Below are 13542 nucleotides of genomic sequence, written 5' to 3' on the forward strand. Positions count from 1 at the left end.
AGGTATTCCTCTCGGCCATCGCTCTCGCTGCTACAGTCCTATTCTGGCTGTAATTCAATGAGTCTGGAGCCTAGCAAACCCTGCGCGACGGGCAAATGGTGCAAACGGAGACTTTATCCAACCCGACTTTGCTTTGTTTGTTATGAGACGGTTTTGGCTCATCACCTCACCGAGGTACTTACCATCCCGAGCATATATTTCATCTCCATGGAACTTTCCCACATGCTTACCATCGTGGGTCCACAAATCGTCGCCATCTCTATAACCGAAGCTTTCACCACCCCAAGTCCACATCCAATCCATTCTCAAAATCCTCCCAAATATGTGAGACAAATCTGAGACAATGGTCTTTTATGGTCAACCTTATTCTGCCTAAGTCTCTGATTTTGTTGGTGCCCGGGGGCGGAATCGAACCACCGACACGAGGATTTTCAATCCACTGCTCTACCCCTGAGCTACCCGGGCACGGGAACGACGTTTGTCGTTGGGTGGGGGCCTTCTATGACTTGCTACCAGCGGTGTCCAGAGGCTTTTTCACATTTTTTCAATGCGGTCGCCCGGGCGTGGAGTCCGGCGTGTCAACCTCGGCTTCCAAGTCCTCTTCGCGCTGCGACGGAACCGAATAAGAACCGTTCAGCCACTTGGCCAAATCAATATCTGCACACCGTCTGGAACAGAACGGGCGAAATTTCTGCGCGGTCTCCCCTCCACAAATCGGGCAGCTCATTTCAGAATCTCCATCACGGGAACGCGGCCACGTTTTCGCTGCAACTCAAAATGGCCCAGTGGAGTCCAACCGACAAGAATCGTCTCGTCCGGGTCTGATCTGAACGCGGCACGTAAAGCGGATTCAAACCCGCGGCGATCCTTCTTTGGCATGGGAGCGGGGTCCAGCGTAATCTGCCCCGCCAGCCCACGCACGCGCAAAGCCCGGGGCAGCATCTTGGCGCAGGCAAAATTGGCTTTGGTGCCCGCGGCCATTGACGTGTCCGCTCCGGTGTTCACATCCACGGCGACCAGTGCGCGCGTGGGTTCGATATAAAGGTGCCCTCCGCCCGGCAAAGGCTCGGACGTTCCGCGTACCGTATCCAGTGCATCCAGAACGCCGTGGGTTTCGAAACCGCCCGTCTGGGTCACGACTTCGGCCGGGTCAGTCCAGTCGCGCCAGGCAAGGATATGAGGGCTGTCACCTTCGCTGAGCAGTTCTGGCTCGGACCCATCGTCACTCATCACCTGCTCGGCCTGCGCCAACATGGCTGAGATATCTTCCGAGATATCCTCGGCATCTGCTCCTGCACAACAGGAACGGAGGATCAGACCATAGGCGCTATCACCCATGTGTTCATGGGCGATTTCAAGCAATTTGTCACGTATGTCCTCGTCCTTGATACTGCGCGAAATGTTCAGGCCCGGGGCATCCGGCGTGACAATGGCATAGCGACTTTTAAAAAGGATGCGATTGCTCACCGGGATGGCTTTGCCGGGCTCAGCAAACCCGCTGACCTGCACCAACAGCAAGACGCCAGGGGCCAGACCCTTGACTTGTCGCAGGAAAGCCGGACCGTCGGGCGTGGTCAGGAACATTCCTCCCTGCCCCTTGACCGGGCGATCAGCGCGGGCGCGGTAGATCGTGCCGGGCGCGGGTGCGTCTGCGGCGATCAGGAAGTCATCCAGCTTGCCGTCGACCATCAGCGCAGCCGCTTCGCGGCCTTGGATGTGGTCCAGAACAATGGTGCGACCTTTCATGATGCCTCGCGATACAGTGGATAGCCGATGCCTTGTAGCAAGGCCGCGGTCTCGGACAGGGGCAGACCGACGATGCCGGTAAACGACCCCGAAATCCATGGAATGAAAGCCCCTGCGGGACCCTGAATGGCATAGGCGCCTGCCTTGCCGCGCCAGTCTCCGGTCGCCAGATAGGCGTTTATCTCGACATCCGACAGACGTTTGACCTTGACCTGTGAGACGACATCACGCTGTAGCACCCGGTTTCCGCGCCGGACCGCAACCGAAGTGATCACGCGGTGACGGCGACCAGACAGGGAATGCAGAAATTCCGCCGCCTGTCCCGCGTCCTCGGGTTTTCCCAGAATCCGGCGCCCCAAGGCCACGGTGGTATCTGCACAGAGGGTAACGTCGTCTCTATCCGACTGAACCGCCTGCACTTTTTGACGCGTGATGCGGTTGCAATACGGAACCGGGAGCTCGCCCTTCAAGGGCGTTTCATCGATGTCAGGAGGGCGAATGGCATCGGGCTGCACGCCAAGCTGAGCCAGCAGGTCCAGCCGTCTTGGGCTGCCCGATCCGAGAATAAACGCCATTGCGGCAGGCGTTACTTGAAGCGGTAGTTGATCCGACCCTTGGTCAGATCATATGGGGTCATCTCGACCTGAACCTTGTCGCCGGCCAGAACACGGATGCGGTTCTTGCGCATCTTGCCTGCCGTATGTGCGATGATCTCATGGCCGTTTTCCAGCTCGACCCGAAACGTCGCATTAGGCAGGAGTTCCTTCACGACACCGGGAAATTCGAGCGTATCTTCCTTGGCCATGTTGTCTCCATCATTACGTTGCACCCGCAGAATCTGCGGGGATGTGCGCTTAAATGAGCCTATTCTGGCCTTATTTCAAGGGCGGAATCGCCTAAAGGGCGGATATTGTGACCGATTCGACTCGGGGGGCCTGTTCTTGCCAATGGGTTCGGTTCAGCACGTGGCCGTCGGCGCGAACCTCGGCGATGGCTGACAGGTCGACGTCTGCATAGGTCCAGCCGGGCTGGTTCAATGCGCCTTCGGCCAGCACACCGGTGGCCGGGAAACCTTTATCGGGCGGGCCGAACACACCGCCTGTTCCGGTGTTCATATCCACCGCCTCGGACCACTCGTTGTTTCCGACCAGCGAAGCCATAACTGTAACGCATTGGTTTTCCAACGCTCTTGACATCGCGCCTATCCGCACGCGCCAGTAGCCCGAAAGCGCTTCGGTACAGGACGGGACAAGGATCAGGTCTGCCTCACTCAGCGCGCGGCCCAGCAGGGGAAACTCGCTGTCATAACAGATCAAAACACCGATTTTGCCCAGCGTTGTGTCAAAGAGTTTCAGCGGACCGCCGGGTGCAATGGCCCATTGCTCGCGTTCGAACCGGGTCATGATCTGTTTGTCCTGATGATCGCAACTGCCATCCGGTGCGTAGAATGCGGCGCGGTTCACCGGACGACCGGGACCATCCACAACCGGAGCAGATGCGCCCAGAATGTAGGTTTTGTACGCCCTGGCGAGGCGGGTGTGCAGATTTTGTACATCTTCCATCCGGTCGGAGACGGCCCGGATCGAACGCTCCAGATCACCGGCAACCTCGGCCCCGTCCAGGGTCGAGAGCTCCATCGCGCCATATTCAGGAAAGACCAGCAATTCGGCCCCCTGCCCTGCGGCCTGGGACACCCAGCGGTTCAGCTTGTCTTCGTACTGCGCCCAGCTATCCAACCAATCGAGATTATAGGCGGCGGTTGCGACTTTCATGGCAGCGTCCCCGTGCGATCAATTTCGCATGACCTTAGTCGGGGACACAGACCGGAGTACAGCCCAATTACCCTGCGGTCGTCGGATCGATGATCGTGGTCACTTCGGTGATCGTGTTGGCCGGAAACCCGCTGAGCTCGGCGTGCTTGTGGATCGCGTCCTCGCTCTCGGCCAGATAGATGCAAAAGGTCTTGTCACCGGCAACATAGGAATGCTCCCACTGCACGCCGGGTATTTGAGCCAGCGCTTCGTTCGACTTCGCAGACGCGCCGCACAGTTCCTCACCGGACATGGAACCGACACCCGGAAGATCGCGTTCGATAACATAGCGTTTCATTGCACTTCCCCCACAGAAAACCCAACAATACCACGATTCGAGGTTTTTTTCTGCGCTTGGCGTTCACAGCTCCCTGATCCAAAACTGCAACGGCTTCAGCGTCTCACCCTCTTCCCCGATGTCTTTCCACGAAAACTGCGCGATCGCGCCGGGCAAAGGCGCATATCCTCGTGCGCGCCAGAAAGAATCCAGCGGGCGGTAATTGTTGGGCCGCATCGGGTGATCGGCGGGGCGCTGCACACCGCAGAAGGCGCATTTGGTGAAGCCCAGCGCGCGGGCGTGGGCCTCGCGTTCGTCGAAGAACCTGTGGCCGACCCCCTGCCCCCGATATTCCGACAACAGCACCGATTCCGCGCAATAGAATATGTCGTTCAGATCAAGGCCTGTGCCCTCGAAAGCCGCAGCGAAATCTTCGGCGTGGTCGATCAGGGGCGCGCCGGTTGACGCGCCGATCAGGCGGTCCTTGTCGAAGGCGCCGACCACAATGGCCTTGTCGCTGTCTCGGTAGGATTGCAGGTATTTCCGCTCATATTCGAGGTCGCCGTCATAGAGATACGGCCAGTCATGAAACACCTTGATCCGCAGGCGGGCAACGTCATCCAGAGCGGGTTCCAGCGCCTCACCTGTCAGGGGGCGGACGGCGGTGACCTTAGCCATTCGAGACCTGATTGGTCCAGTCGGCAAGATTATAGAACGTGGTGACGCGGGTGATCTTGCCGTCTTTGAGGTCAAAGAACGACCCGGCAGGCAGGCGGTAAGTCTGACCATGCGCGTCAGGCAGGCCTTCGTCCGTTACCAGATAAGTCCCGTTGACGATGAATTCGGCTGCGGCGCGGCTGCCGCCTTCGGCTTCGAACACGACGATGTCGGTCAGGTTCTCTTTGTAGCAGCGGTTCATATACAAGCAGAACGCGGCGAACTTTTCTTTGCCGATGCGGATCTGGCCTTCGTTCACGTGATGGGCCACGTCATCGGACAGGCAGGCCAGCATGGCATCCACGTCACCGGCATTGAAGGCTTCGAAATAGGTTTTAACGGTCTGGTTCATGGTCACTCCGTAGGTTCGCCCCAGCGATCTTTCAGATGCTTGATGATCTGATCGCGGGTCTGTCGGTAGTGATGTAGCTTTTGTTCGCGGGTCTCGCCCATCCCGGTAGGGTCCATTATTGGCCAATAATCGACATCGAGGTGAAAAACCCGGGTCAGTTCCAGCGCCTGACGCTGGCTGGCGGGTGACAGCGCCACGATCAGGTCAAACGAGCTGAGATCGTCGCCCCATTCCTGCATCTCGTCAAAGGAGCGCGAGCGGTGGCGGGACAGTTCGACACCCACTTCGTGGCATGCCGCGATACAGAACCCGTCGATTTCCAGATCGTTGTGCACGCCAGCGGACTGAACATAGGTACCAGTGCCGTAAAACTTCTTCATCAGCCCCTCGGCCATCGGAGATCGAACCGAGTTATGGTCGCAACAGAACAGGACCGACTGCGGCAGAGGCTTCACCCGTCAGCCCCCGAAATGTAGCACGCAGATCAGCGTGAACAGGCGTCGGGCCGTATCAGTATCCACTTCTGCTTTTCCCTCCAGCCGTTCTTGTAGAACGCGGCTGCCTTCGTTGTGGATGCCGCGGCGGGCCATGTCGATGGTCTCGATCTGGCTCGGCGGCAGGGTCTTGACCGCGTCGAAATAGCTTTCACAGATCTGGAAATAATCCTTGACCACCTGACGGAACGGGCCAAGCGACAGGTGAAATTCAGCGGCTTTTTCGGCCTCTTCCGTCTCGATATCAAAGACCAGCCGTTTGTCGCGGATCGACAGCTGTACGTGGTAAGGCCCATCAGGTGCGACACGGTCATCACGTTTGGGCAGCGAAAAGCTGTTATCTTCCAGCAGATCATAGATGGCAACCTTGCGTTCCTGCTCGATCTCGGGGGTCGGAGGCGGCAGGTTTCGGTCATCCAGTTCGATATGCGAAATACGGGTCATCTTTACGGCAACTATCCTTGTGTCAGCACAGACCTATAACAACGGCTTTCCGTCGGCAACGCAGAGAAGCGCCATACATGCCCGGTCTTTGCGTCATTTCAGCCATTCAGGCGGTTCAGGCGCGCCGTGACCGAAAGGCCGTGCGCCTCGAGGCTTTCCGATTGCGCCAGCTGTTCAGCGGCGGGACCGATCGCGCGCAGGGCTTTGGGGGTCATTTGGCTGAGTGTCGTGCGTTTGAGGAAATCCATCACGCTGAGCCCGGACGAGAACCGGGCGGACCGGGCCGTTGGAAGCACGTGGTTTGGGCCGCCGACATAATCACCGATGGCTTCGGGGGTGTATTGGCCCAGAAAGATTGCCCCGGCGTGGATGGTCTTTTCGCTCAGCGCGACCGGGTCCGCGACGCAAAGCTCCAGATGCTCCGGGGCGATACGGTTGGAAAGCGCCGCGGCCTCGTCCAGATCGCGTACGGTGATGATGGCGCCAAAGTCGCGCCAGCTGGCACCGGCGATGACGCGGCGTTGCAGGGTTTGGAGGCGCTTTTCGACAGCATTGGCAACGCTGTGGCCAAATGCGGCGTCGTCGGTGATCAGGATCGATTGCGCGCTTTCATCATGTTCGGCCTGGCTGAGCAGGTCCAGTGCGATCCAGTCCGGGTCATTGTCCTTGTCGGCAATGACCAGGATTTCCGAGGGGCCCGCAATCATGTCGATGCCGACCTTGCCAAAGACGCGCCGCTTGGCTGCCGCCACAAAGGCATTGCCTGGGCCGGTGATCTTGTCGACCGGTGCGATGGTGTCGGTGCCATAGGCCAGCGCCGCCACGGCCTGCGCTCCGCCGATGCGATACACTTCGTCCACGCCCGACAATTGTGCCGCCAGCAGCACCAGCGGATTCACCTTCCCGTCCGGCGTGGGCACCACGATGGCCAGCCGGTCCACGCCCGCCACCTTGGCCGGAATGGCATTCATCAAAACCGAGGACGGGTAAGAGGCCAACCCGCCGGGCACATACAACCCCGCAGCAGAGACCGCAGACCAGCGCCAGCCCAGCGTTGCGCCCGCCGCGTCCGTCCATTGGTGATCCTTGGGCATCTGCCGTTCGTGATAGGCCCGGATCCGGCCGGCGGCCAGCTCCAGCGCCGCGCGGTCTTTGGACCCGACTTGCGCCACCGCGTCTGAAATCTCCTGCGCGCTGAAGGCCAGCTTTTCGGGCGTCAGCTCCAGCCGGTCGAATTTCGCGGTCAGTTCGATGACTGCCGCGTCGCCCCGGTTGCGTACATCGTCGATGATCTGCGCCACAACTGCATCCACATCCGGACTGTCTTCGCGCTTGGCAGACAGAAGGGTCTGGAAGGCGGCTTCGAAATCGGGCGATGTGGCGTCGAGGAAAACGGGCATGGTCTGGCACTCCGGGCGTTGCGCCACGGGACATATCGCCCACGGGGCGCGGCCTCAACCCTCAGCCCGCGGGGTGCAGCGATTTGCGCATGGCAAAGCAGGACAGGTCCTGACGGTCACTGCATTGCCCCGTGACCTGCCAGCCGTGGCGCAGATAGAACTCGCGCGCAGTCCGGGTGCCATCAAGATGCGCCTCGGAACAGCCGCACGCGACCAGTTGCCGCTCCAGCCGGTTGAGCAGTGCGGCCCCAACCCCGCTGCCCACGTGATCCGGGTCAACATAGAGCAAGGTGATCTTGCCGGTTTCGAACAATCCTCCGACCGCAGCCACCTGCCCTTCACGCTCGGCCAGCCAGATCTGGGATCCCGGCTTGAACCAGCCCCGGATGGTCGCCGGGTCTTTGTTCGCGGTCCACTGTTTTAGATAGACGGGGTCGTTGTTGTGATCGGCCACGCAAAGCTGAGTGATCGACCGGATCAGCACCCGGCTTACGTCAAACACATCGAATACCGTGGCCGGGCGCAATACGATGCCATCGTGCACCTTCAAAAACGCCTGAGAAATGCCACGCTTGTTTTGCATCTATTCGGGGTGTTGCGGGGCCCGGCCGGATGGGGCCTGATACGGGCGCGTGACGTCTTTGAGCGTGGCTTCCAACGCCTCGACCGTCAGGCGGATCGCGCCATCACCCGCCAGTGTCAGCAAGACCTGGCCCGCGCCATCCTCGCCGGGTTCGAATTCGACGGACAGCAGGGACATGACCATGTCCTTCTCGCCGCGATCAATGCCCTGACTGGCCACGGACAGAACGGAATCGAAGACCAGAACCGACTGCACCCGTTCAAACGGGCGGTCACGACGGGCGGCGGCATCCTTGTCTTCCCAGCGAAAGCGATTCAGCAACAAGCCAAAGCGGCGCTTCGACGGTTGCCATTTCATCTCGGTCACAGGAAAAACCGCGTCCTGGGCTAGGGTCGAGATCACCTTCAGGTCATCTGCATCCTCGGCCCCCAGATTCAGCGGGGCTTCGCGCCCGTCTTCAAAACTTGCGTCCGTCATTCGCCCTTGATCCGTTCGATTTTTGCACCCACGCCTTCCAGCTTGCGCACCACATGCTCATATCCGCGGTCCAAATGATAGACCCGGCTTACCGTTGTCTCACCTTCAGCCGCCAATCCGGCAAGGATCAGCGACACCGAAGCCCGCAGATCTGTCGCCATCACCGGGGCGCCTTTCAGCGTTTCGACACCCGTGACGGTGGCGGTGCCGCCATGCACTTCGATATTCGCGCCCATGCGCACAAGTTCCGGGGCATGCATGAAACGGTTTTCGAAAATACGTTCTTCCAAAACCGAAACTCCTTCGGCGGTGCACATCAGCGCCATCATTTGCGCCTGCAGGTCGGTCGGGAAACCCGGGAAAGGTTCCGTAACCACATCCACGGCCTGCACGCGGCCATTCTTGCGGGCCACTTTCAAGCCGTTTTGGGTTTCGGTGACACTGACACCCGCCGCGTCGAGTTTGGCGGCAAAGGAGTCGACCAGCGACATGCGCCCGCCCAGCAGCTCGACCTCGCCGCCGCAAATCGCCGGGGCCAGCATATAGGTGCCCAGTTCGATCCGGTCGGTGACAACCTGATGTGTGGCACCGTGCAGCCGGTCGACGCCCTGAATTTCTATGGTCGAGTTGCCCTCGCCTGAAATCTGTGCACCCATCTTTCGCAGGCATTCGACCAGATCGACAATCTCGGGCTCGCGCGCCGCGTTCTTCAGAACCGTGGTGCCCTTGGCCAGCGTTGCCGCCATGACGATGTTTTCAGTGGCCCCGACTGAGGCAAAGCGCATCTCATGCACCGCGCCTTTCAGCCCACCCGTAGCCCTGGCGTGCAAATAACCGTCCTTCAGCTCGATCTCGGCGCCCAGCGCTTCAAGCCCTTCCATGTGCAGGTCCATCGGACGGGCTCCGATCGCGCAGCCACCGGGCAAAGAAACAACCGCTTGTCCAAATCGCGCAAGCAAAGGACCCAGCACCAGGTTCGAAGCACGCATCTTGCGCACGATGTCATAATCCGCCGTTTGGCTGGTCAGGTTGTGGCTCGACATCGCGATCACCTGACCATCCTGCAGCGACGACACCTCGGCCCCCAGCGATTGCAGCAGAGCCGTCATGGTCTTGATGTCGCTGAGGCGTGGCGCGTTGGTCAGCGTCAGCGGTTCTTCGCTCAGCAAAGTCGCAGGCATCAGTGTCAGACACGCGTTCTTGGCCCCCGCAATCGGTATTTGACCGTTCAGCGGGCCGTTGCCCGTCACCAGAATCGAATCCATCTGCTCTTATCCCTCGTCCTTGTCGGCATTGTCCCCGGAGGCCGCCCGCGCCTTGGCCTGTGCCTTGCGCCGCGCCATATTGGCCTTCAGCGCCGCCTTCAGCCGCTCTTCGCGTGCATCCCCGGATTTGCCTTGTTTTTTGGGTGAATTTTTTTCCGTCATGATCTTTCTCTACAGGAGGCGAAAAAAACCGTCCAGACACCCTTGCGCCGCGTTTCGTTTGAGTCTAATCACCCGCCCACAGCGCTGCTGTAGCTCAGAGGTAGAGCACTCCCTTGGTAAGGGAGAGGTCGAGAGTTCAATTCTCTCCAGCAGCACCATGATTTCCTTATATTCGTCAGAAACTTACGCCGAACCAACGGCTTGCGCTTGCAGACTCCTACACAGGAGTCCTACACAGTGACCCTTACCATGCCTACACCAGTCAAAGACAAAAAGAGCGGAATCTACTACGTCAGGGTGCGCGTTCCAGCGGACCTCAAGGGAATCGTTGGCCGCGCTGAGGTCTCAAAGTCACTCCGCACGAGAGACCCAGCAGTCGCCAAGGAGCGATTTGCGGCTGAGTACGCCAAAATTCAAAAGCGGTGGGCTTCCCTTCGGGCAAAGCCTGAACCCCTCCCATTGAAAAAGATCGTCGCACTTTCGGCGCGCGTGTATTTCCGCCTTATGGAAGTATTGGAAAATGAACCGGGAGAGCCTGAGATTTGGCACCGCGTTCTGGAACTGAGCCAACAGGCGGAAGCTGCTGAGGGCGGGTTAGAAAAATGGTATGGAGATGCCACTGACGAGATATTGGCAGAAGAAGGAATTGCTGTAGACGAACCGACGCGCGCTCGTTTGCTACGCGAAGTCCATAGGTCTTGGACGCAGGCAGCTAGTCAGCAATTAAAGCGGGCCGAAGGCGACTTCACCCCGGACCCGCAGGCTACGCGCTTCCCTGAGTGGGAACCCGCAAGCACTCCACAATCGGCACCCGAGGGTCCCACACTCACCAGCCTTTTTGAACGGTGGAAGAAAGACCACCTGAGTAACGGAAAGGCACCTGCAACGGTCGATGACTTCGCTCAGAAGAAAGACGCCTTGGTCGCGTATCTGGGACATGAGGATGTCTCCCGAATTAAGCCCAAGGACATAGCGGATTGGTGCGACTATCTTCGAGATGAGAAAGGACTGAAACCAAAAACCATCGGCCCGAAATACCTTACGGCTATCAAAGCCATCCTCCGGTTAGCTCGCTCAAAATTCTTGATCGAAATTGATCCATCCGAGGGGGTGTCGGTAAAAGTCCCTAAGCCTGTCGCAGCGCGCTCCAAAGGCTTCACCGATGACGAAGCAAGACTCATTCTGAAACACGCCAACAAAGCCCTAAAGGAAGACACGCGGGCGACCCTAAGAAACAAGCTGGCCTGTCGATGGATACCTTGGATTTGCGCATATAGCGGAGCTAGAGCGGGAGAAATCGCACAACTCCGCAAGCAAGACCTGAAATCGGAAGGAGTTATCCAATGGCTCTTAATCACGCCTGAGGCGGGGAGAGTTAAAGCTGGGCGATACAGAACTGTGCCTTTGCACCCACACCTAGTCGAGAGCGGTCTTGTGGACTTCATTAGCAGTGCCCGAACTGGTTATCTGTTCCACGATGGAGGAAAGACACCAGAAGACGCTTTCCGGCTTTCCCAGAACGCCCGCGATAAGGTCGGTGATTGGGTCAGGAACAAAGTCGGCATTACGGACCCTAGGATTCAACCAAGTCATGCATGGCGGCATCGGTTCAAAACGCAAGCAAGAAACGCTGACGTTGCTGTCGTCTATCAGGACGCTATTTGTGGCCATGCTAGCCGAAACGCCGGTGAGGACTACGGTGACTATCCTATATCAACGTTATACCGCGAGATTTGCAAAATCCCTTGGATCAAAATCAGATAATCTTTAGGGGCTAGTACTAGGGTACTACATTTAGAGTGGCTACCCCGCGACGATCTACGTAAGGTCGAACGTCTGCGTGCCCTAAGGGACAACCCAGCGGCGACTGAAGGGGAGAAGAGGGCTTGATCGGGATTTGATGTGGTCCAGATATTTTGGCAAATAAATCTGAGTGCCAGAGATAATATATAGCGCCGCGCATACCCCCCGGCGGGGCCGCCTCAGGTTCACCTCTCACCGCCTGCGGGAAAGTCCATTTAGTGCATTAAAAACAATATTTTGACGATCGCTCCCTGTTGATTCATCAAGGCGTTGCATCCCCTTGATGCAGCACTACCAATAATAGGAATAGTAGAATGATCGTCTTTGACTTTTGCGTCGGCCCCTTTGATCTGCTCGTGGAGCGTCACTCGCATTCAGTGCCCCTTAAGGTGAGCCGTGAGAGACCGGGCGAGACTTTCGTTGACGTTGGCCGTTACCGCCTGATGTTCACGAACCACAGAAGGTGCCCCAAGGCGTCCTGAGCGCGCGCGTCCCATTTGACCGGAGTGTAACAAGACAAGTGCCAGCCCACCAAATCCGTCTCATTTAAGTGGTGTTGACACTTAAAGTACACCTTCCTACTTAACCCTAAAAGGTAAATGATACACTTTCGGAGACAGGCACATGCTCATCGGATACGCGCGGACGTCAACCGCAGACCAGATCGCGGGCTTTGAGGCGCAGCAACGCGAGCTTAAAGACCATGGTTGCGAGAAGGTGTTCGCGGAACAGGTCAGCAGTGTAAAGCAGCGAGGTCAGCTTGAGGCGGCCATAGACTTTGCCCGTGAAGGCGACACTTTGGTTGTCACTAAGCTGGACCGTCTGGCGCGCTCTGTCCCTGACCTCATCGATATTCGCAAGCGGCTTTCAGGCAAAGGCGTCCAACTGCACATCAAGAACATGCCAATGATGAATGACAGCGCCACAGCGCAAATGCTTGAAACCATCCTTGGGGCTGTAGCTCAGTTCGAACGGGAAGTGATGCTTGAACGGCAGCGCGAAGGAATTGCTAAGGCTAAGGCAGAGGGGAAGTTCAAAGGACGACCTGCAATGGATGAGACCAAGGCGACAGCCATCCGTAAGGCGTTCGAGAACGGTGTGAAGCCAACCCAGATTGCGAGGGACTTCGGGGTCAGCAGAGCGACGGTTTATAGGTTGGCCAAAGAGGTGGCCTAGGCTCTGGACCTATAAAGCGCCTAAAAGCAGCCATTCGATGCGAGGTGCTTCAACGACCGAGTTGCGGACACATGGGACTTTTTGCGTTGAGTGAGCGTCGATTAAAACTCCACAATGATCGATTTTCGGACGTTGGTGTTCTGGGGATCTTCCAACTGTGTATGCCAATCGAGACAACTTGGATCTCGACGCCACAATAAGGTCAATTTTTCCTTTGATACTTAGACTTCGTCCTACTGCTTGCTAGGCGAGAAAATGTCTCTTTAACCTTGCGGTCTCCTAGCTCCATCAAAGAACTCAATGCTGATCGGCTTACTTTCCAACTTTGCAATTAATGTCGAACATAACGCCGGCCATGCGTTGCGTACAACAACGAGGTGCAACAGATGAAACGATTAATCACAGCGGTCATTCTAGCCGTGACAGCAACAACCGCTACCGCAAAAGACTACCTTTGTGTACCTACAGACCCAAATCTCAAAGGTGTTAAGTTTGCACAGATCAGCGAACTTGTGATCGCCTTTCAGCCCGATGGGCAAAAAACACTTTACGAATGCGAAAAAAATGCAACTTGCTCCAACGAAACCTCGGACGGAATAAATCTGTTACGAATTTTTGCAGATCAAGGAGCGGTAACTAGGGTGTTTGTCCCTAAGAACGAGACGAAAAACCCCGGAATAGGTTTCGTTGAAGTCAAATGCACAGCAATTTAATCGAACGCCCGTCTCAGCTGGGGTCTTCTTTTCCGGGTACTTTTCTCACTTTCAATGACGTTGCATGTGCTTTTTCGAACAGAGCGCCCGTTTTAGTCGCGGTCCTCATCTGTGATTGAGTG

19 protein-coding genes and 2 tRNA genes are annotated in these 13542 nt (G+C 57.6%); 4 read left to right on the forward strand and 17 right to left on the reverse strand.

Annotated elements, in window-relative coordinates:
* Nucleotides 1–54 precede the first annotated feature (54 nt).
* The 17 genes from AC2FEB_RS21180 to AC2FEB_RS21260 form a co-directional block, all read right to left on the reverse strand.
* Nucleotides 55–303, reverse strand: coding sequence for a 4-fold beta flower protein (locus tag AC2FEB_RS21180; protein ID WP_496884348.1), 249 nt, complete (start codon nt 301–303; stop codon nt 55–57).
* Between the two features lie 87 nt (nt 304–390).
* Nucleotides 391–465 (reverse strand) — tRNA-Phe (locus AC2FEB_RS21185).
* A 79-nt stretch (nt 466–544) separates the two neighbouring features.
* On the reverse strand, nt 545–727 hold the full coding sequence (locus tag AC2FEB_RS21190) for a DNA gyrase inhibitor YacG (protein ID WP_117868192.1): 183 nt from the start codon (nt 725–727) through the stop codon (nt 545–547).
* Nucleotides 724–1746, reverse strand: coding sequence for a ribonuclease E/G (locus AC2FEB_RS21195; RefSeq protein WP_496884349.1), 1023 nt, complete (start codon nt 1744–1746; stop codon nt 724–726). Before AC2FEB_RS21195 ends, AC2FEB_RS21190 begins: the two co-directional genes overlap by 4 nt.
* On the reverse strand, nt 1743–2321 hold the full coding sequence (locus AC2FEB_RS21200) for a Maf family protein (RefSeq protein WP_496676921.1): 579 nt from the start codon (nt 2319–2321) through the stop codon (nt 1743–1745). The genes AC2FEB_RS21195 and AC2FEB_RS21200 overlap by 4 nt, the downstream gene beginning before the upstream one ends.
* 11 nt (nt 2322–2332) lie before the next feature.
* A complete protein-coding gene (gene infA, locus AC2FEB_RS21205) occupies nt 2333–2551 on the reverse strand; it encodes a translation initiation factor IF-1 (protein ID WP_005978431.1) in 219 nt (72 codons plus the stop codon).
* A gap of 91 nt (nt 2552–2642) precedes the next feature.
* Nucleotides 2643–3518, reverse strand: coding sequence for a carbon-nitrogen hydrolase family protein (locus AC2FEB_RS21210; RefSeq protein ID WP_496676923.1), 876 nt, complete (start codon nt 3516–3518; stop codon nt 2643–2645).
* Nucleotides 3519–3585: 67 nt separating this feature from the next.
* Entirely contained in the window at nt 3586–3855 is a 270-nt protein-coding gene (locus tag AC2FEB_RS21215) for a DUF4242 domain-containing protein (protein ID WP_117868185.1), read from the reverse strand.
* Between the two features lie 63 nt (nt 3856–3918).
* Nucleotides 3919–4512, reverse strand: coding sequence for a GNAT family N-acetyltransferase (locus tag AC2FEB_RS21220; protein ID WP_496676926.1), 594 nt, complete (start codon nt 4510–4512; stop codon nt 3919–3921).
* Nucleotides 4505–4903, reverse strand: a complete 399-nt coding sequence (locus AC2FEB_RS21225) for a ketosteroid isomerase-related protein (protein WP_496676929.1) — start codon at nt 4901–4903, stop codon at nt 4505–4507. The genes AC2FEB_RS21220 and AC2FEB_RS21225 overlap by 8 nt, the downstream gene beginning before the upstream one ends.
* Nucleotides 4904–4905: 2 nt before the next feature.
* Nucleotides 4906–5358: an arsenate-mycothiol transferase ArsC gene (locus tag AC2FEB_RS21230; RefSeq protein WP_117868179.1), complete on the reverse strand. Its 453-nt coding sequence runs from the start codon at nt 5356–5358 to the stop codon at nt 4906–4908.
* 3 nt (nt 5359–5361) lie between these two features.
* Nucleotides 5362–5841, reverse strand: coding sequence for a UPF0262 family protein (locus tag AC2FEB_RS21235; RefSeq protein ID WP_117868176.1), 480 nt, complete (start codon nt 5839–5841; stop codon nt 5362–5364).
* A 98-nt stretch (nt 5842–5939) separates the two neighbouring features.
* On the reverse strand, nt 5940–7241 hold the full coding sequence (gene hisD, locus AC2FEB_RS21240) for a histidinol dehydrogenase (RefSeq protein ID WP_496884350.1): 1302 nt from the start codon (nt 7239–7241) through the stop codon (nt 5940–5942).
* A 61-nt stretch (nt 7242–7302) separates the two neighbouring features.
* Nucleotides 7303–7824, reverse strand: a complete 522-nt coding sequence (locus AC2FEB_RS21245; RefSeq protein ID WP_496884351.1) for a GNAT family N-acetyltransferase — start codon at nt 7822–7824, stop codon at nt 7303–7305.
* Nucleotides 7825–8301, reverse strand: a complete 477-nt coding sequence (locus AC2FEB_RS21250) for a DUF2948 family protein (protein WP_425078762.1) — start codon at nt 8299–8301, stop codon at nt 7825–7827.
* On the reverse strand, nt 8298–9566 hold the full coding sequence (gene murA, locus AC2FEB_RS21255; RefSeq protein ID WP_496884352.1) for a UDP-N-acetylglucosamine 1-carboxyvinyltransferase: 1269 nt from the start codon (nt 9564–9566) through the stop codon (nt 8298–8300). The genes AC2FEB_RS21250 and murA overlap by 4 nt, the downstream gene beginning before the upstream one ends.
* 6 nt (nt 9567–9572) lie before the next feature.
* The gene (locus tag AC2FEB_RS21260) at nt 9573–9728 is read right to left on the reverse strand and encodes a hypothetical protein (RefSeq protein ID WP_299895187.1); all 156 of its coding nucleotides are present in this window, start codon (nt 9726–9728) and stop codon (nt 9573–9575) included.
* A gap of 83 nt (nt 9729–9811) precedes the next feature.
* Here AC2FEB_RS21260 and AC2FEB_RS21265 point away from each other — a divergent pair.
* The 4 genes from AC2FEB_RS21265 to AC2FEB_RS21280 all read left to right on the forward strand — a co-directional run bounded on the left by AC2FEB_RS21265 (nt 9812) and on the right by AC2FEB_RS21280 (nt 13420).
* A tRNA-Thr gene (locus tag AC2FEB_RS21265) sits at nt 9812–9886 on the forward strand.
* A 79-nt stretch (nt 9887–9965) separates the two neighbouring features.
* Entirely contained in the window at nt 9966–11492 is a 1527-nt protein-coding gene (locus AC2FEB_RS21270) for a DUF6538 domain-containing protein (RefSeq protein WP_496884353.1), read from the forward strand.
* A gap of 663 nt (nt 11493–12155) precedes the next feature.
* Nucleotides 12156–12707 carry a recombinase family protein gene (locus AC2FEB_RS21275; RefSeq protein WP_496676942.1) on the forward strand — a complete coding sequence of 184 codons (552 nt, stop codon included), beginning with the start codon at nt 12156–12158 and terminating at the stop codon, nt 12705–12707.
* A 386-nt stretch (nt 12708–13093) separates the two neighbouring features.
* Nucleotides 13094–13420, forward strand: coding sequence for a hypothetical protein (locus AC2FEB_RS21280; protein ID WP_496676945.1), 327 nt, complete (start codon nt 13094–13096; stop codon nt 13418–13420).
* Nucleotides 13421–13542 lie beyond the last annotated feature (122 nt).

The sequence above is a fragment of the Ruegeria sp. YTSC106 genome (assembly GCF_059609765.1).

Coding starts and splice junctions, on each gene's coding strand:
- AC2FEB_RS21260 (WP_299895187.1), bottom strand. CDS start 9,728: ATGACGGAAAAAAATTCACCCAAAAAACAAGGCAAATCCGGGGATGCA.
- AC2FEB_RS21245 (WP_496884351.1), bottom strand. CDS start 7,824: ATGCAAAACAAGCGTGGCATTTCTCAGGCGTTTTTGAAGGTGCACGAT.
- AC2FEB_RS21200 (WP_496676921.1), bottom strand. CDS start 2,321: ATGGCGTTTATTCTCGGATCGGGCAGCCCAAGACGGCTGGACCTGCTG.
- hisD (WP_496884350.1), bottom strand. CDS start 7,241: ATGCCCGTTTTCCTCGACGCCACATCGCCCGATTTCGAAGCCGCCTTC.
- AC2FEB_RS21190 (WP_117868192.1), bottom strand. CDS start 727: ATGAGCTGCCCGATTTGTGGAGGGGAGACCGCGCAGAAATTTCGCCCG.
- AC2FEB_RS21280 (WP_496676945.1), top strand. CDS start 13,094: ATGAAACGATTAATCACAGCGGTCATTCTAGCCGTGACAGCAACAACC.
- infA (WP_005978431.1), bottom strand. CDS start 2,551: ATGGCCAAGGAAGATACGCTCGAATTTCCCGGTGTCGTGAAGGAACTC.
- AC2FEB_RS21235 (WP_117868176.1), bottom strand. CDS start 5,841: ATGACCCGTATTTCGCATATCGAACTGGATGACCGAAACCTGCCGCCT.
- AC2FEB_RS21195 (WP_496884349.1), bottom strand. CDS start 1,746: ATGAAAGGTCGCACCATTGTTCTGGACCACATCCAAGGCCGCGAAGCG.
- murA (WP_496884352.1), bottom strand. CDS start 9,566: ATGGATTCGATTCTGGTGACGGGCAACGGCCCGCTGAACGGTCAAATA.
- AC2FEB_RS21225 (WP_496676929.1), bottom strand. CDS start 4,903: ATGAACCAGACCGTTAAAACCTATTTCGAAGCCTTCAATGCCGGTGAC.
- AC2FEB_RS21215 (WP_117868185.1), bottom strand. CDS start 3,855: ATGAAACGCTATGTTATCGAACGCGATCTTCCGGGTGTCGGTTCCATG.
- AC2FEB_RS21220 (WP_496676926.1), bottom strand. CDS start 4,512: ATGGCTAAGGTCACCGCCGTCCGCCCCCTGACAGGTGAGGCGCTGGAA.
- AC2FEB_RS21180 (WP_496884348.1), bottom strand. CDS start 303: ATGGATTGGATGTGGACTTGGGGTGGTGAAAGCTTCGGTTATAGAGAT.
- AC2FEB_RS21210 (WP_496676923.1), bottom strand. CDS start 3,518: ATGAAAGTCGCAACCGCCGCCTATAATCTCGATTGGTTGGATAGCTGG.
- AC2FEB_RS21250 (WP_425078762.1), bottom strand. CDS start 8,301: ATGACGGACGCAAGTTTTGAAGACGGGCGCGAAGCCCCGCTGAATCTG.
- AC2FEB_RS21275 (WP_496676942.1), top strand. CDS start 12,156: ATGCTCATCGGATACGCGCGGACGTCAACCGCAGACCAGATCGCGGGC.